This is a genomic window from Sagittula sp. (assembly GCF_052825245.1).
Genome location: NZ_JBRBWD010000015.1, coordinates 206,902 through 222,537, shown reverse-complemented (window position 1 = coordinate 222,537; position 15,636 = coordinate 206,902). Strand labels below are relative to the sequence as shown.

Sequence of the window (15,636 nt, the reverse complement as noted above, 5' to 3'; positions counted from 1 at the left end):
CGGCAGGGCGCTGGCATCACACCCTGAAAAAGAGGGGCTGAAGGACATGCGCGCACCGCTCATCGCGTTGGTTATGACCGCCGGACTGGCGGGTTGTGTCGAAGAGACCGAGATGCCGGGGCCGCAGGACGGCCGCGCGCTCTTCATGGAAAACTGCGCCGTCTGCCATGGCGAAAACGGCAAGGGCGACGGTCCGATGGCGCGCCGCATGCAGAAGGCACCCAAGGACCTGACGCTGATCAGGCTGCGCCACGGCAACGCCTTCCCGCGCGCGAAGGTCATGTCGATCATCGACGGCTACGCGCGCTCCGACATCGCCGGGCCGGGGATGCCGGAATTCGGTGAACTGCTGGAAGGCGACCTTGTGCCCTTCGACTCGGGCGACGGCATCCAGACGCCGACGCCGCGCAAGCTGGTGGCGCTGCTGGAATACCTCGAGACCATCCAGGAAGACCGCAAGTAAGTCCAGAAGCCCGGAGATTCCAAGGGGGTGCCGGGCGTGCCCCCTACGGGCTCCGAACGGCGCGGCGTTGTCCATGCCTCCTGACGCGACATATGAGGAACGGCGGACTCTCCTGTCCTTACAGCATGATGTCCCGGGAGCTTCGGGTCGCGAGAGAGCGTCGTCAGGCGGCGACCGTCTTGCGCACCATGTCCCAGTAAAGCCGCGCCACGTCCTCCGGCCCCAGCCGCCCGCCGGGGCGATACCAGGTGGTCACGCCGGTCAGCATGGCGATCACGGCAAGCGTCGTCAGCTTGCTGTCTGGCAGGGCAAAGACCCCAGCTGCCACGCCGTCCCGCAGGATCGTTTCCAGCGCATCCTCGTATTCCCGGCGCAAACGCTCGATCTTGGCGAAGTTGGCAGGATCGAGGTTGCGCAGCTCCATGTAGGAGATGAACACCGCCTCTGGCCGGTCGAGGTGAAAGGCGATGTGGAACCGCACGAAGGCCTCAAGCCGCGCCTCGGGTGCAAGGGGCGGGTCGAGCGTGCGCCAGGCGTCAAGCAGGTCGAGCATGTGGCCTTCGAGCAGCGAGAACAGCAAAGCCTGCTTGTCGGGCGTGTAGTTGTAGAGGGCGCCGACCTGTACGCCCACTTCGCCTGCGATCTGCCGCATGGAGACCGCCGCGAAGCCGTGCTTGGCGAACAGGTGCAGGGCGGCCTCGCGGATGCGGGGGCCGGTGATCTCGGAGTGGGAGCCTTGGGTGCGAGCCATGCCGCCCAAATTATCTGAACGCACGTTCAGATCAAGGCGGGCGCTTGCGGGAGGATGCGCCATGCGGCAAGACTGACGCATGAGACGCGCGTACCTGTCCCTCCCGGCGGCCCTGTTGATGGCCCTGACCGCCTGCACCCAGTTCCCCGAACTGGATGCCGTGGCGACCCCGGGCGTGGAGAACGCGCCTTATCCCCGGCTCGTGCCCATCGACGACCTCATCGCGGACCCGGCCCCGCCGCGCGCGACGAAAGAGGACATCGCGCAGGTGCAGGCGCGTGCGGACGGGCTGCAGGCGCGCGCGGCGGGGGTCGGCAGCGCGCAGGTCTCCCAGCCGGATTCGGTGGCGGAGCGGCTGAAGCGTCTGCAACAGAAAGCGGCAGAGCTGCGGCAACAGTGACGCAGGGGGCCCTTGCCCGGGCATGGGCATGTCCGCGTGTGGTTGCAGGGCGCATCACTTGCGCGTAACCGGTGTCGCGGAACGTCACCCGGAGGTATGCCCCATGTCCCAACCCCTTCGTCTTGGAATTGCCGGTCTCGGGACCGTCGGCACCGGCGTGGTCAAGATCGTGCGCCAGAAGGCGGCCCTGCTCGAGGCACGCTCCGGCCGGCCCATCGCCATCAGCGCGGTGTCGGCACGCACCCGTGCCAAGGACCGGGGCGTGTCGCTGGACAGCTACGCCTGGGAAGACGACCCGGTGACACTGGCCACCCGCGACGACGTGGACGTGTTCGTCGAACTCATGGGCGGCAGCGACGGCCCGGCGAAGGCCGCGGTCGAAGCGGCGCTGAAGGCGGGCAAGGACGTCGTCACGGCGAACAAGGCGCTGCTTGCGCACCACGGTCAGGCGCTGGCCGAACTGGCCGAGGCCAGCGGATCGGTCCTGCGCTTCGAGGCGGCGGTGGCGGGCGGCATCCCGGTCATCAAGGCGCTGACCGAGGGCCTGGCCGGGAACGAGATCATCCGCGTGATGGGCGTGATGAACGGCACCTGCAACTACATCCTCACCCGGATGGAGGACGGCGGCCTGACCTACGACGCGGCCTTTGCCGAGGCCGACGCCCTGGGCTATCTGGAGGCCGACCCGACGCTCGACGTGGGCGGCATCGACGCGGGACACAAACTGTCCCTGCTGGCGGCCATCGCCTTCGGCACGCAGGTCAGCTTCTCCGGGGTGGAGCTGGAAGGCATCGGCAAGGTCACCATCGACGACATCAAGCAGGCCGCCGACATGGGTTTCCGGATCAAGCTGCTGGGCGTGTCCCGGATGACCGGCCGCGGGCTGGAGCAATCCATGGCACCCTGCCTCGTCCCGGCCTCCTCTCCGCTGGGCCAGCTTTCGGGCGGCACCAACATGGTGGTGATCGAGGGCGACCAGGTCGGCCAGATCGTGATGCGCGGCGCAGGTGCGGGCGAGGGGCCGACCGCCTCTGCCGTGATGGGCGACGTGATGGACGTGGCGCGCGGGCTGCGGGTCTCGACCTTCGGGCAGGCCGCGTCGAAGCTCGTTCCGGCGGTGCCGGCGAAAGCCACGACGCCGGCGCCCTACTACCTGCGCACCCAGCTTGCGGACAAGCCGGGCGCACTGGCGAAGGTGGCCGCCGCTCTGGGCGAGGCGGGCGTGTCGATCCACCGGATGCGCCAGTACGATCACGTCGAGGACCGGGCGCCCGTGCTGATCGTGACGCACAAGACCACGCGCGCGGCGCTCGACCAGGCGCTGGAGGCGATGCAGAAGCTGGCCGTTGTGGTCGCGGCGCCCGTCGCCCTGCGGATCGAGGAAGTCTGAGGCAGGGGCGGCGCAAAGCCCCGCCCTACATCGGACCTGCACGGCGCGGCACGGGCCGGGCACGGTACGGGAGCGCCGCCTTTGGCGCTGTCGGCGCCGCGTCGGTGCCTGCCTGCTGACCGAACAGGCTTTGGCGGCGGCGAAGGTGGCGGGAAAGGCGCAAGGCGGCGAGGGTTGGCGCAACCAGCCTTGCCCCCCGCGCGCCGCCTGCGCTAGAGCCAAGACACGCTTCATCCAAAGGAAATACTCCGATGCCGACGCCCAAGGATTTCAATGACCGCATGCTTTCTCTGGGCCTCGCCCGGGTTGCCGAACAGGCCGCCATCGCCAGTGCCGACCTGATCGGCCGCGGAGACGAGAAGGCCGCGGACCAGGCCGCCGTGAACGCCATGCGGGAAGAGCTGAACAAGCTCGACATTTCCGGCGTGGTCGTGATCGGCGAGGGCGAGCGGGACGAGGCGCCGATGCTCTATATCGGCGAGGAAGTGGGGCAGGGCGGCCCCGGCGTGGACATCGCGCTCGACCCGCTGGAAGGCACGACGCTGACTGCCAAGGACATGCCGAACGCGCTGACGGTGATCGCCATGGGGCCGCGCGGGTCCATGCTGCACGCGCCGGACGTCTACATGGACAAGCTGGCCATCGGCCCGGGTTACCCGGTCGACGTGGTGTCGCTGGACATGTCGCCCTCCGAGCGCGTGTTTGCGCTGGCCAAGGCGAAGGACTGCGCGCCGCAGGACATCACCTGCTGCATCCTCGAACGGCCGCGCCACGAGGACATGATCGCCGAGGTCCGCTCGACCGGGGCGGGCATCCGGCTGATCACCGACGGCGACGTGGCCGGTGTCATGCACTGCGCCGAACCGGTGCTGACCGGCATCGACATGTACATGGGTTCGGGCGGTGCGCCGGAGGGGGTGCTGGCGGCGGCCGCGCTGAAGTGCATGGGCGGCCAGATGTGGGGCCGCCTGCTGTTCCGCAACGACGACGAGCGGGGCCGCGCCGCCAAGGCCGGGATCACCGATCTGGACAAGATCTACGCCCGCGACGAGCTGGTGACCGACCACGTGATCTTTGCCGCGACAGGCGTGACGAACGGTTCCGTCGTGTCGGGGATCAAGCGCACGCCCGGCTGGATCGAGACGGAGACGATCCTGATGCGCTCCAAGACCGGGTCGGTGCGGCGGATGCAGTACCGCAATCCGTTCCGTCACAAGGTCTGAATTCCTTTGGCATGTGTGCCCGGACCGGCCCCCGCGATCTGCGGGGGCCGTTTCGTTTTGCCCATGCCCGGCGTCGCGTGGCTGTCAGCCTTTGAGGCAGGTATTTGATCCAAGGTGAAGACAGGGCGCTTGCGCCGGGCCCCATCGGATGTGCAGCGTGATGGCGGGGGTGTGGCTGCGGCCTTTCGCTTGCCACCGGATTTGGCTATCCCCTGCGGTGGGGCAGTGGAAGGACGGCATTGGCGTATCTGGGTGTAGAGAGCAGCCTCTCGGGGCGGCGTTGGGTCGGACCGGACGTGGAAACCGAGCGTCAGGCTGAGCTTCTGGCGCAGCAGACCGGACTGGCCCGTCCCCTCTGCGCGATCCTCGCGCGGCTGGGTGTTCCGCCGGAGGAGGCGCAGGCCTACCTTGAGCCGAAGCTGCGCGACCTGCTGCCCGACCCGCGGTCGCTCAAGGACATGGAGAAGGCGGCCACGCGGTTCCTGAAGGCGGTCTCCGGGCGCGAACGGATCGCGGTGTTTGCCGATTACGACGTGGACGGCGGATCCTCTGCCGCCTTGCTGATCGACTGGCTGCGGCAGATGGGGCGGCCGGCGACGCTGTATGTGCCCGACCGGATCGACGAGGGCTATGGGCCGAACCCGACCGCCATGGCGGGGCTGGCCCGCGAGCATGACCTGATCGTCTGCGTCGATTGCGGGACCTTGTCGCATGACGCCATTGCCGCGGCCGAAGGGGCGGACGTGGTGGTGCTGGATCACCACCTTGGTGGCGAAACGCTGCCCGACTGCGTGGCGGTGGTGAACCCCAACCGGCAGGACGAGGACGGGGGACTCGCGCATCTGTGTGCCGCCGCAGTTGTTTTCCTGATGCTGGTCGAGGCGGGTCGGCAACTGCGCGAGACGGGCGCGCGCGGGCCGGACCTGATGAAGATGCTCGACCTCGTGGCGCTGGCGACGGTCGCCGATGTGGCGCCGCTCCGGGGCGTGAACCGGGCGCTTGTCCAGCAGGGGCTGAAGGTCATGGGGCGCAGGGAGCGCGTCGGCCTCGTGGCGCTGTCTGACGTGGCACGGCTTGAGCGCGCGCCGGAGGCTTATCACCTGGGATTTGTCATGGGGCCGCGGGTCAATGCGGGCGGGCGGATCGGGCAGGCCGACCTCGGCGCGCGGCTTCTGGCCAGCGACAACCCTGCCGAGGCGCAGGCGATGGCGGAACGGCTCGAGGCGCTGAACGCGGAACGGCGGGAGATCGAGGCGGCGGTGCGCGCGGCAGCCCTGGACCAGGCCGAGGCGCGTGGGCTGGATGCGCCGCTGATCTGGGCCGCGGGCGAGGGATGGCATCCCGGGGTCGTGGGCATCGTCGCCTCGCGCCTGAAGGAGCACACCGGGCGGCCCTCGGTGGTGATCGGCCTCGACGGGGCGGAGGGCAAGGGCTCCGGTCGCTCCGTCGCAGGGGTGGACCTCGGCGCCTCGGTGCAGCGGCTGGCGGCGGAGGGGCTGCTGATCAAGGGGGGCGGGCACCGCATGGCGGCAGGCCTCACCGTGGCGCGCGACCGGCTGGAGGAGGCCATGGCGCGCCTCTCCGACCTGCTGGAGAAGCAGGGGGCCGGGACGGGCGGCGCGGCGGACCTGCGGGTCGACGGCGTGCTGATGCCCGGTGCCGCGCAGGTCGACCTGGTGGAGGATCTGGAGCGCGCCGGACCGTTCGGGCAGGGCGCCCCCGGACCGCGATTCGTCGTGCCGGACGTGCGGCTGTCCTTTGCCAAGGTCGTGGGGTCGGGGCATCTGAAGATCACCTGCGGAGACGGCCTCGGGGCCCGGCTGGAGGCGATCTGCTTCAACGCGATGGACGGCCCCTTGGGGCAGGTGATGCTGAACCACGAGGGGCGGCGCTTTCACCTGGCGGGCAAGCTGGACGTGAACACGTGGCAGGGGCGGCACACCGTCCAGATGCGGCTCGACGATGCCGCGCCCGCGGCGGATTGAGGCGTGATTCCATCGGGTTGCGCGGCGGTGGACTGGCGCAACCGGCTGGATTGAAGATTCCTGTGCGGCCTCGTGATTTTGTGCTTGCGCGCGGCGCCCGCATTCCCTAGAAGACCGCTCACCACAGCGTGGCCCGTTCGTCTATCGGTTAGGACGCCAGGTTTTCAACCTGGAAAGAGGGGTTCGATTCCCCTACGGGCTGCCACTTTTCCCTGAAAATCCAGATGCGTGCCGGTCCAGTGGGAACCGATATTCCGTGTGCATTCAGGGTGAAGATTGGTCTTGCACGTCGCCGCGCGCTTCCGTAGAAGACCGCTCACCACGATGCGTGGCCCGTTCGTCTATCGGTTAGGACGCCAGGTTTTCAACCTGGAAAGAGGGGTTCGATTCCCCTACGGGCTGCCACTTTTCCCCTTGAACAAACATCAGTTTCCCGGTGACGAAGCTAAGTCGTCTGCGCCTTGGATTGTGTGTCAGTCCGGGGCTGGCTGCGACGGCACTGGCGGCGATTGCCGATGCTCTCCGCATCGCAGGATATAACGTGCGCAGCGGGACGCGTGGTGCGCCGCGTCGCTGCAAACTGCAATGATTTAGGGGTGTTGTGGTGGCGTGGGGGGGACTCGAACCCCCGACCTAACGATTATGAGTCGTTCGCTCTAACCAACTGAGCTACCGCGCCAGACCGTGGGCGGGGGATAAGGGGGGGCGCGGGCGCCGTCAAGCGGAAATTCCGGGAAATCGTGCCTTACTCTGCCGTGCCGTGACGCGCGGTGTTCAGGTCACGGCATGCCCTGGTGCGAAGCGCTGCGCGACAGCCTGCGAGATCGCGGCAAGTACGCCCTGTCCCACCCATCGACACTTCACGGCGCATGGCAGAAACCGCGCGCAGGGGCCCACAGCCCCTACTTCACGATCTTCTCGTCCTTGACGAACATGTTGCCCCATGCGCGGTCGATCAGCTCGGGCGTCATCTTGTAGGGCAGCCCTTCAAAGTCGCAGACGGCAATCATCTGGTCGATCAGGAAGACCGGCTGGTAGTTGGCGAAGATGTTGTTGATCGTCGGGTACTTGGTCTTCAGCAGATGCACGAGCGAGGCCTCGTCCAGCTGCATCTTCTTCTTGCGGGCCACGAGCGCGAAGATCTTCAGGAAGTTCTCCTGGCTGGGGCCGTCGATCTTGATCTTGAAGAAGATCCGGCGCAGCGCGGCCTGGTCGAAGATCTCGTTCGGGTGGAAGTTCGTGGAGAAGATGACCAGTGTGTCGAAGGGCACCTCGAACTTTTCGCCGGACTGGAGGGCGAGGATGTCCTTGCCTTCCTCCAGCGGCACGATCCAGCGGTTCACGAGGCTTTGCGGCGGTTCCGCCTGGCGGCCAAGGTCGTCGACGATGAAGATGCCGCCGGTGGACTTCAACTGGAGCGGCGCCTGGTAGGTGCGTGCCGTGGGGTTGTAGACGAGGTCCAGCATCGACAGCGAAAGCTCCCCCCCGGTGATGACCGTCGGGCGTTTGCACATCACGTACCGGCGGTCGAAGCGGGCCCGCTGCCGCAGGGCGTTGGGATCGTCCGCGTCCTCCTCGGCCTTCGAATGCACGATCGGGTCGTAGACGGTGATGACCTGTCCGGAATATTCCAGCGCGCGCGGCACGTAGATGCGGTCGCCCATGGCGTCGCGGATGCCGTTGGAGATCGACGACTTGCCGTTGCCCGGCGGCCCGTACATCAGGATCGACCTGCCCGAGGACACCGCCGGCCCGAGATTGGAGATCAGGTCGTTCGGCAGGATCAGGTGGCCCATCGCCGAGGTGAGCTGTTCGCGGGTGATCTGGATGTTGCGGATCGACTGGCGTTCGACCTGTTCCCGGTAGACCTCCAGAGGGACGGGCATCGGGCCGAAGTACTCCGACTGCGCCAGCGCGTCGAGGGCGCGGGCCTTGCCGCTGTCGGTCAGCTGGTAGGGCATCTCGTTGGCGACCTGCCCGGCCGCCCCCAGCGTGCCCATCGCCTCCATAAGGCCCTGGGCGCGGGCCATGTCGATGATCTCCTGGCAGACGGGCACGGGCAGGCAGACGGCACGGGCCAGTTGCGTGACCTTGTTGGTGTTCTTGCGGAACAGCGTCTTGAGAACGATGTCGCGCATCATCACGGTCGAAAGGCTCATGTCCTCGAGCCTGCGCGGCGCCGGAGGCGCAATGACGGTGCTGCTTTGCATGTTCATGTGGATGTCCTGCCCGGATTGCCCGTTTGTTTGGTTGCCAGAGTGACAACGGTTTGTGGCAGGTCTAGGGCGGGCTTTGGGACATTTGGAGGGTGCGTGCCGGTCGGGCAGGGGCGGCGCGACCCCCTGTGCCGCCGCGAAACGTCTTGACGTGGCGGGCGCTTCACGCGACTTCAATAGGCGAGCAGCTTTCCCAAGGGGCGACAGATGACCCCAAATTCCACATGGTGGTCGCTTGCGGCGATCCTTCTCTTTTTGACACTTGCCGGATGTGCGCCGGGCGAAGAGGTCGTGGATGACCCGAACCCGTTTGCGCCCTCCGTCGATCCGGACGGGGAGGCGGTCGACGGCATGATCGTCGGCCACCGGCTGATGGAAGCGGGCGAGTACCATCTTGCGCTGGAGGCCTACACGCGCGCCGCGGGCCAGAAGGGCATCAACGCCGAAACCCTTACTGCGCTCGGTTCGGTCAATCTCGCGCTCGGCCGTTTGAATCAGGCGGAGGGGCTGTTGCGTCGCGCGGTGGAGCTTGACCCGGAATGGGCCGAAGCCTGGAACAACCTTGGCGTCCTGCTGATGGAAAAGGGGGAAACCTCCGAGGCAAGCCTCGTGTTCAAGAAGGCCTATGCCCTCGACAATGGCCAAAACGACTCAATTCGCGATAATCTTCGCTTGGCGCTCGCAAAATTGGAAAATAGCCGGTATGATCCGGAACAAGAAGAAGAATTCAGGCTCGTGCGGCGGGGCAGCGGATCGTACCAGATCCGCAGGAACGACGTATAACCGGGCTGAATGGCCGTCCAACGTGGCGGCAGAGGCATAAATACATCCGCCATCAAGGTGGAGACAAGGCAGAGCAGCAAGAGGACGCAGGCAACATGCGCCATCTGATCCGTGTGACATTGGGCGTGGCCGTGGCGGCGTCGCTTTCCGCGTGCGACAAGACCATCGACAAGGACGAAGTGGACCGCAAGTTCCAGGGCGTCAACGTCATCGACGAGACGAACCTGAACGAGGTCATGCTGACCGTTGGCGACCCGAACGAGGCGGTCAACTACTTCAGGCGTTCCTCCACGACCGAGCCGGACCGGATCGACTTCCAGCGTGGCCTGGCGTCCAGCCTGATCCGGGCGAAGCGTTTTCCCGAGGCGCGGATCGCCTGGGCGCAGGTGGTTGCGCACGAGGATGCCACCAACGAGGACCGCGTTGAGCTTGCCGATGCGCTGATCCGCACGAATGACTGGGATCAGGCCGAAAAGGTCCTGTCCTCGATCCCGCCGACCCACGAGTCTTTCAAGCGTTACCGGCTCGAGGCGATGATCGCCGACGGCAAGAAGGACTGGAAGAAGGCGGATGCCTTCTACGAGGTCGCGCTGGGTCTGACGACCAAGCCTGCCTCCGTGATGAACAACTGGGGCTATTCGAAGCTGACCCGCGGCGACTTCCGCGAGGCGGAGCGGCTGTTCGGAGAGGCGATAAACGCCGACCAGACGATGTTCACCGCGAAGAACAACCTCGTCATGGCGCGCGGCGCGCAGGGCAACTACACCCTGCCGGTCATTCCGATGACACAGCCGGAGCGCGCCGAACTGCTCTATACGCTGGGCCTTGCGGCGGTAAAACGCGGCGACGTGCAGATCGGCAAAGGGTTGCTGCGCGAAGCGGTGGAGACCCATCCGCAGCACTTCGAGGCGGCCGCCCGTGCCCTGGCCGCGCTTGAAAACGGCGCCTGAGGGGCGCCGGAGATGTCGATAACGGTCACCGAAGCCGCCTGGTTACTGCCATTCGTCCTGCCGGTCTGCCTGTACATCATGTACACCGACATGAAGGGAATGCGCATTCCCAACCACTCCGTCCTTGCGATGTTCTTCATTTTCGTCGTGGTTGGGTTCATCGCCATGCCGTTCGACGCCTATCTCTGGCGCTACGTGCACCTGATCGTGGTGCTGGTCGCGGGCATTGCGCTCAACGCCGGTGGCGCCGTGGGGGCGGGGGATGCGAAGTGGGCCGCCGCTGCCGCGCCCTTCATCGCGCTAGGCGACCTGCGGTTCCTGATGATCCTCTTCGCGGCGAACTTGCTGGCGGCCTTTGTCGCCCACCGGATTGCCAAGTTCACACCCATCCGGCGGCTGGCCCCGAACTGGGAAAGCTGGAACGCCGGGTCGAAGTTTCCCATGGGCCTCGCCCTTGGCGGCACCATGGCGATCTACCTCGGACTTGGCCTGTTCTACGGTCAGGTCGCGGGCTGATTTCCGCCACATCGTGAAACGGAAAACGCCGCGCCCATCGGGACGCGGCGTCGTTTTTTCATGGCGGCTGGCTCAGTTGCCGGCCATGGCGCCCATCTGCGTGATGCCCACGGCAGAGGGGCCGACGAGGATGATCAGCAGCGGCGGCACCGTCAGCATCATGGTTGTCAGCGTCATCTTGGTCGGCAGCTTGTTGGCGGCTTCCTCGGCGCGCATCACACGCTTGTCCCGCATCTCTCCGGCATAGACGCGCAGCGCGTCGGAGATCGACGTACCGAAGGTCTGCGCCTGATTCAGCACGGTCACGAAGCTCGACACGTCCTGCGATCCGCAACGCTCCGACATGTCGTTCAGGACCTGGCTGCGGTCCTTGCCGGCCTTCATCTCGTGGCTGATGATCTCGAACTCATCGGCCAGCGCGGGGTAGGAGGCGCGCAGCTCCTTTGCCACGCGGATGATCGACTGTTCCATCGACTGGCCGGCCTCGACGCACACGAGCATCATGTCGAGCGCATCCGGGAAACCCTGCTGGATCTCTTCCTTGCGCTTCTCCATGCGCTTGGTGATCCAGTACTTCGGGGCGAGGTAGCCGACACAGCCGGGGCCGAGAATATACATCAGCTTCGTGGTCATGTCCGCTTCTTCGGGGTTCACGAAGAAGAGGTAGTACCCCGTGCCTGCCGCCAGCATCCCGAGGCCGAGCGCGAACTGCATGAAGTAGTAGACCTGCACCGCGTCCTTCGTGCGGTAGCCTGCCTGAAGCAGCTTCAGCTTGATCTCGGACAGCTCCTTGGCGTCCTGCGGTTCGAGGAACTGCGCGTACTTGTTCAGCTTCTCGTTGCGGCGCTTGTCGCGCAGGACGGCGCGCGACTGCGCGTCCATCTTCTTCTGCGAGGTCTCCTTGAGCTTGTCGAGCGGGTCGGGCTTGGTGCTCAGCAAGATCGGGATGGTCGCGAGGATCAGCAGGATCGCGAGACCGGCAACCACGATCAGCGGACCGGCGGGGCCCAGCAGATCGGTGATCGCGGTGTTGAGTTGGTCTAGCATGGGTGTCTCCTCAGACCTTGATGTTCACGAGCCAGCGCATGACGATCATGTTCAGGGCGAGCATGATGCCGACGATGAAGCAGGCCGGAATGAACCACGGGTGGTCCAGAACTTCGTCGTAGTAGTCGGGCTTGGCGACCTGGATAAAGATCAGGGCCATGACGGGAAAGCCGGACAGGAACTTGCCGGACCACTGCGCCTCGGCGGTGATGGCCTTCACGCGGCGGAACAGGCGGAAGCGGGCGCGGATCACCTTGGCCAGACCTTCGAGGATCTCGGCGAGGTTGCCGCCCGCCTGCTGCTGGATCGCCACGGCGACAGCGAGGAAGCGCAAGTCCTGCATGTCGAGCCGTTCGGCCATGTGTTTCAGCGCCTCGCCGATGTCACGCCCATAGGCGGATTCGTCCGCGATGATGCCGAACTCGGTCGCCAGCGGGTCCTTGATCTCTTTCGAGACGATGGTGATCGCGGAGGTGAACGGATGACCGACGCGCAGCGACCGCACCATCAGCTCGACCGCGTCGGGAAGCTGCTCCTCGATCATCGAAAGGCGCTTCTTGGCCTTGGAGCCGACCCACATGTAGACGCCGCCGATGCCCATGCCCGCCGACAGAATGACGCGGATGGGCAGCCCGGTCTCCGTCCCGATGCTGAGGCCCAGGAAGGCCACGACCGACGCGCCCGCCATGATCATCATCAGCTGCTGCGGTGTGAAGGCGATGGCCGCCTTGTTCGCCTTGTCGGCCAGCAGCGAATAGATCGGCAGGGACCGGCTTTCCATGTGCTGGTCCATCTCCTTGCGGAGCTTGGCCAGGACGTCCTCGCGACGGTCGCCGCGGTCGAGCATTTCCAGCCGCCGGTTGACCTTGTTGGACAGCGAGATCGACTTGCCGAAGGCGACCAGGTAGATGCCGTTCACGAAGACGAGGACGCCGACGAAAATCAGGCCGTATATGATCGGTGCTGCAGAGAGCATGTTCGTGACTCGCTTTCAATTAATCCGGGCGGAACGGTTCGTAGATCGAGGCCGGAATGTCGTAACCCCACATCCGGAACCGCTCCGAGAAGGCCGACCGCACGCCGGTCGCGGTGAAGTGACCGATGATCTTGTTGTCCGGCGTCAGCCCGACGCGCTGGTAGCGGAAGATTTCCTGCATGGAGATGACGTCGCCCTCCATGCCGGTGATCTCGGTGATGGAGGTCATCCGGCGGGAGCCGTCCTGCAGGCGCGACGCCTGCACGATGAGGTTCACGGCCGATGCGATCTGCGAGCGGACCGCCTTCAGCGGCATCTCGATCCCGGCCATGGCGATCATGTTTTCCAGACGCGCCACGCCGTCCCGCGCGGAGTTCGCGTGGATTGTGGTCATGGAGCCGTCGTGACCGGTGTTCATAGCCTGGAGCATGTCGATGACTTCCTCGCCGCGGGTTTCCCCCACGATGATCCTGTCAGGGCGCATACGCAGGGCGTTCTTGAGGCAATCGCGTGGCGTGACGGCCCCCTTGCCCTCGACGTTGGGCGGGCGGCTTTCCATGCGTCCCACGTGGGTCTGCTGAAGCTGGAGTTCCGCGGTATCCTCGATGGTCAGGATACGCTCGCTGTCGTCGATGAAGCTGGACAGCGCGTTGAGCGTGGTCGTCTTGCCCGAACCCGTACCGCCGGAGACAATGATGTTCAGGCGGGTCGCCACGGCGGCCTGAAGGTAGACGGCCATCTCTTCGGTGAAGGCGCCGAAGTTCACGAGGTCGTCGATGCCCAGCTTGTCCTTCTTGAACTTCCGGATCGAGACGAGGCTGCCGTCGATGGCGATGGGCGGCACCATGGCGTTGAAACGGGAGCCGTCCATAAGACGGGCGTCGACATAGGGGTTCGATTCATCGACGCGGCGGCCCACGGCGGACACGATCTTGTCGATGATCCGCATTAGGTGCTTCTCGTCCTTGAACGTGATGTCCGAGAGCTGCAGCTTGCCCGACCGTTCGACAAAGATCTGGTGCGGACCGTTCACGAGGATATCGGAGACGGTGTCGTCTTTCAGCAGGGCCTCGAGCGGGCCCAGACCTTTCACCTCGTCGTAGAGGTCGGTCATCATCGCGCGCCGCTCGTCGCGGTTCAGCACGATGCCGCGTTCAGTGAGCGATTCCGTCGCGATCTGGGAGATTTCCTCGCGCAGCTCCGCCTCGGACGCCTGGTCCAGCGCGGCGAGGTTCAGGTTCTCCAGCAGCGCGCGGTGCAGTTCCAGCTTCACCTCGCCAAGGCGTTCCTTGCGCTTCTTTTCCTTGTCGGCATTGCCCGCCTGGGCCGGGGCCTGCGGCGGCCCCTTGCGGCGCACGGCCGACGGTGTCCGCACCTCGACCTTGCGGTCGTCCGCCGCCGGGGCGGCGACGGCTTCCGCTTTGGCCACGGGGCGGGGGGCCTCCTTGAGACCGGGTTTCTTGTAGCGTGAGAACATTCGGTCGGTCCTTCGCGATCAGGCAGCTTCGGCGTCGTCGGCGCCGATTGCGTTAAGCTGCTGCGCCAGCTTCACGATTTCCTTGCGGAGCGGGTTCTTCGCGGCGTGTGCGGCCAGCGGCAGGCCGTGGTCGCAGGCCTGCATCACCGCCCGCCCGCCATCGGGAAGCTGCAGGTCGAGCGAGATACCAAGGCTGTCGGCCATGCGCTTGACCCGGCTCTTGCCCTGCAGGTCGGTGAACTTCGGCGAACGGTTCAGTGCGAAGCGGATCTTGTCGAACGGCAGATCCTCCGACTGGAGCATCCGCTTCAGCCGCAGGGTGTTCTGGGCCGAACGCATGTCCAGCTCGACCAGCGCGATGTAGATCTGTGCCTCCGTCAGGACGGTTTCCGTCCACTGAACCAGCGTGCCGGGCATGTCGACCACCACGTAGTCGAAGTGGTCGCGTGCGATGTCCAGAAGCTTCGACACCTCGCTGGGACCGATGAGGTCGAGCGGCAGGATGTCGGCCGGAGAGGTGAAGACCTGCAGCTTGTCCTCGAAGGACACCAGCGCCTGCGCAAGGCTTTCGCCGTCCATCGACTCGATATCCGACAGCGTCTCGAACACGGCCTCGCGGCGCGGCAGGTCCAGGTAGGTCGCGACGGAGCCGAATTGCAGGCCGAGGTCGATCAGGCAGACCTTGGGGGGCTTGTCGCCGCCGACAGAGGTCAGTTCATAGGCCAGGTTCACCGCCAGCGTGGTCGCACCGCATCCGCCGGACAACCCCTGAACGGCGATCAGGACGCCGTCGCCGCCGCCCGAGAGCTTGACCTTTGCCGGCGCGCTGGCAGTGGGCGCCGGCACAGGTTCCGGTTCGGGGGCGCGCAGGCGTTCGACCGCCGCGGCAAGTTCGCCTTCGGGAAGCGGGTAGGGGACAAATTCGTCGGCACCGCTGCGCAAGAGCTGGTGCAGCGAGGCGGGTGTCACGTCCTCGGCAATCAGGATCACCTTTATGCCGTGTGTTCTTGCCCCCTTTATGATCCCGGCCAACTGCGAAACTTCGCCTTCGTCAATGGCGTCGATGGCCATGGCCACGAATTCCAGCGACGAGGCTTCCGGTTGCGACATGAAGGCGAGCGCTTCGTCGAAACCGAGATCGCCCCAAGCTTCGCCCAGAATCGTCTCCATGTCCTCGATCAGCAGGTCGAAGTTCTGCACGTCCCGGCTGATCGTGCAGGCAATGATCGGCGCGGGATCTGCCTGCGTGGTCGGTGTACTGGTCATGCCTCTTTCGTCCTTTTCTCGCGCGTCCCGGACAACGGCGGGCTTCTGCCCGCCCCCGGTGAACGCGGGCGCCGAGTCGGATCGGCGCATGGGTGGTTCCGTTCCAAAGTCACTTCGAAAGGCGGCGACAATGGGGCCAAATTTCCGAATTTGTGCGAAGTTTAGCGGTCAAAAAGAGATTGTTCGCGCAGGC

Annotated in this window: 14 protein-coding genes and 3 tRNA genes; 10 read left to right on the top strand and 7 right to left on the bottom strand. The window is 65.8% G+C overall.

What is annotated here, in order from left to right; genetic code table 11:
• Positions 1 to 46 precede the first annotated feature (46 nt).
• Positions 47 to 463 carry a c-type cytochrome gene (locus tag ACU0DV_RS05775; RefSeq protein WP_100929676.1) on the top strand — a complete coding sequence of 139 codons (417 nt, stop codon included), beginning with the start codon at positions 47 to 49 and terminating at the stop codon, positions 461 to 463.
• Between the two features lie 163 nt (positions 464 to 626).
• Here the strand turns inward: ACU0DV_RS05775 and ACU0DV_RS05770 are convergent, their stop codons facing one another.
• Positions 627 to 1,214, bottom strand: a complete 588-nt coding sequence (locus ACU0DV_RS05770) for a TetR/AcrR family transcriptional regulator (RefSeq protein WP_446241232.1) — start codon at positions 1,212 to 1,214, stop codon at positions 627 to 629.
• Positions 1,215 to 1,293: 79 nt separating this feature from the next.
• On the opposite strand from ACU0DV_RS05770, the gene ACU0DV_RS05765 reads away from it, so the two are divergent.
• The 6 genes from ACU0DV_RS05765 to ACU0DV_RS05740 all read left to right on the top strand — a co-directional run bounded on the left by ACU0DV_RS05765 (position 1,294) and on the right by ACU0DV_RS05740 (position 6,617).
• A complete protein-coding gene (locus tag ACU0DV_RS05765; protein ID WP_157815014.1) occupies positions 1,294 to 1,614 on the top strand; it encodes a hypothetical protein in 321 nt (106 codons plus the stop codon).
• 103 nt (positions 1,615 to 1,717) lie between these two features.
• The gene (locus ACU0DV_RS05760) at positions 1,718 to 3,004 is read left to right on the top strand and encodes a homoserine dehydrogenase (protein WP_446241231.1); all 1,287 of its coding nucleotides are present in this window, start codon (positions 1,718 to 1,720) and stop codon (positions 3,002 to 3,004) included.
• 251 nt (positions 3,005 to 3,255) lie between these two features.
• Complete coding sequence (glpX, locus tag ACU0DV_RS05755) at positions 3,256 to 4,227, top strand: class II fructose-bisphosphatase (protein ID WP_100929679.1); 972 nt, start codon at positions 3,256 to 3,258, stop codon at positions 4,225 to 4,227.
• A gap of 239 nt (positions 4,228 to 4,466) precedes the next feature.
• Entirely contained in the window at positions 4,467 to 6,212 is a 1,746-nt protein-coding gene (recJ, locus tag ACU0DV_RS05750; RefSeq protein WP_446241230.1) for a single-stranded-DNA-specific exonuclease RecJ, read from the top strand.
• A gap of 130 nt (positions 6,213 to 6,342) precedes the next feature.
• Positions 6,343 to 6,417: transfer RNA gene (locus ACU0DV_RS05745), tRNA-Glu, on the top strand.
• Positions 6,418 to 6,542: 125 nt separating this feature from the next.
• Positions 6,543 to 6,617, top strand: a tRNA-Glu gene (locus tag ACU0DV_RS05740).
• Between the two features lie 197 nt (positions 6,618 to 6,814).
• Here the strand turns inward: ACU0DV_RS05740 and ACU0DV_RS05735 are convergent.
• Both ACU0DV_RS05735 and ACU0DV_RS05730 read right to left on the bottom strand, forming a co-directional pair.
• Positions 6,815 to 6,891: transfer RNA gene (locus ACU0DV_RS05735), tRNA-Met, on the bottom strand.
• A 223-nt stretch (positions 6,892 to 7,114) separates the two neighbouring features.
• The gene (locus tag ACU0DV_RS05730) at positions 7,115 to 8,428 is read right to left on the bottom strand and encodes an ATPase (protein ID WP_100929681.1); all 1,314 of its coding nucleotides are present in this window, start codon (positions 8,426 to 8,428) and stop codon (positions 7,115 to 7,117) included.
• 207 nt (positions 8,429 to 8,635) lie between these two features.
• Here ACU0DV_RS05730 and ACU0DV_RS05725 point away from each other — a divergent pair, with 207 nt between their 5' ends.
• The 3 genes from ACU0DV_RS05725 to ACU0DV_RS05715 all read left to right on the top strand — a co-directional run bounded on the left by ACU0DV_RS05725 (position 8,636) and on the right by ACU0DV_RS05715 (position 10,677).
• Complete coding sequence (locus ACU0DV_RS05725) at positions 8,636 to 9,211, top strand: tetratricopeptide repeat protein (protein WP_446241229.1); 576 nt, start codon at positions 8,636 to 8,638, stop codon at positions 9,209 to 9,211.
• Between the two features lie 95 nt (positions 9,212 to 9,306).
• The gene (locus tag ACU0DV_RS05720) at positions 9,307 to 10,161 is read left to right on the top strand and encodes a tetratricopeptide repeat protein (RefSeq protein WP_100929683.1); all 855 of its coding nucleotides are present in this window, start codon (positions 9,307 to 9,309) and stop codon (positions 10,159 to 10,161) included.
• Between the two features lie 12 nt (positions 10,162 to 10,173).
• Positions 10,174 to 10,677 (top strand): prepilin peptidase, encoded by a 504-nt coding sequence (locus tag ACU0DV_RS05715; RefSeq protein ID WP_446241228.1) that lies wholly within the window; start codon positions 10,174 to 10,176, stop codon positions 10,675 to 10,677.
• A gap of 72 nt (positions 10,678 to 10,749) precedes the next feature.
• On the opposite strand, the gene ACU0DV_RS05710 is transcribed toward ACU0DV_RS05715, so the two are convergent.
• From ACU0DV_RS05710 to ACU0DV_RS05695, 4 genes are read right to left on the bottom strand one after another with little or no spacing between them, the layout of a single operon-like run.
• Positions 10,750 to 11,724: a type II secretion system F family protein gene (locus ACU0DV_RS05710; RefSeq protein WP_100929685.1), complete on the bottom strand. Its 975-nt coding sequence runs from the start codon at positions 11,722 to 11,724 to the stop codon at positions 10,750 to 10,752.
• Positions 11,725 to 11,734: 10 nt separating this feature from the next.
• Positions 11,735 to 12,700, bottom strand: coding sequence for a type II secretion system F family protein (locus ACU0DV_RS05705; protein ID WP_100929686.1), 966 nt, complete (start codon positions 12,698 to 12,700; stop codon positions 11,735 to 11,737).
• Positions 12,701 to 12,719: 19 nt separating this feature from the next.
• Positions 12,720 to 14,177 (bottom strand): CpaF family protein, encoded by a 1,458-nt coding sequence (locus tag ACU0DV_RS05700; RefSeq protein ID WP_100929687.1) that lies wholly within the window; start codon positions 14,175 to 14,177, stop codon positions 12,720 to 12,722.
• Positions 14,178 to 14,195: 18 nt separating this feature from the next.
• Positions 14,196 to 15,443 carry an AAA family ATPase gene (locus ACU0DV_RS05695; protein ID WP_283980826.1) on the bottom strand — a complete coding sequence of 416 codons (1,248 nt, stop codon included), beginning with the start codon at positions 15,441 to 15,443 and terminating at the stop codon, positions 14,196 to 14,198.
• Between the last annotated feature and the right edge of the window lie 193 nt (positions 15,444 to 15,636).

Coding starts and splice junctions, on each gene's coding strand:
- ACU0DV_RS05775 (WP_100929676.1), top strand. CDS start 47: ATGCGCGCACCGCTCATCGCGTTGGTTATGACCGCCGGACTGGCGGGT.
- ACU0DV_RS05770 (WP_446241232.1), bottom strand. CDS start 1,214: ATGGCTCGCACCCAAGGCTCCCACTCCGAGATCACCGGCCCCCGCATC.
- ACU0DV_RS05765 (WP_157815014.1), top strand. CDS start 1,294: ATGAGACGCGCGTACCTGTCCCTCCCGGCGGCCCTGTTGATGGCCCTG.
- ACU0DV_RS05760 (WP_446241231.1), top strand. CDS start 1,718: ATGTCCCAACCCCTTCGTCTTGGAATTGCCGGTCTCGGGACCGTCGGC.
- glpX (WP_100929679.1), top strand. CDS start 3,256: ATGCCGACGCCCAAGGATTTCAATGACCGCATGCTTTCTCTGGGCCTC.
- ACU0DV_RS05730 (WP_100929681.1), bottom strand. CDS start 8,428: ATGAACATGCAAAGCAGCACCGTCATTGCGCCTCCGGCGCCGCGCAGG.
- ACU0DV_RS05725 (WP_446241229.1), top strand. CDS start 8,636: ATGACCCCAAATTCCACATGGTGGTCGCTTGCGGCGATCCTTCTCTTT.
- ACU0DV_RS05720 (WP_100929683.1), top strand. CDS start 9,307: ATGCGCCATCTGATCCGTGTGACATTGGGCGTGGCCGTGGCGGCGTCG.
- ACU0DV_RS05715 (WP_446241228.1), top strand. CDS start 10,174: ATGTCGATAACGGTCACCGAAGCCGCCTGGTTACTGCCATTCGTCCTG.
- ACU0DV_RS05710 (WP_100929685.1), bottom strand. CDS start 11,724: ATGCTAGACCAACTCAACACCGCGATCACCGATCTGCTGGGCCCCGCC.
- ACU0DV_RS05705 (WP_100929686.1), bottom strand. CDS start 12,700: ATGCTCTCTGCAGCACCGATCATATACGGCCTGATTTTCGTCGGCGTC.
- ACU0DV_RS05700 (WP_100929687.1), bottom strand. CDS start 14,177: ATGTTCTCACGCTACAAGAAACCCGGTCTCAAGGAGGCCCCCCGCCCC.
- ACU0DV_RS05695 (WP_283980826.1), bottom strand. CDS start 15,443: ATGACCAGTACACCGACCACGCAGGCAGATCCCGCGCCGATCATTGCC.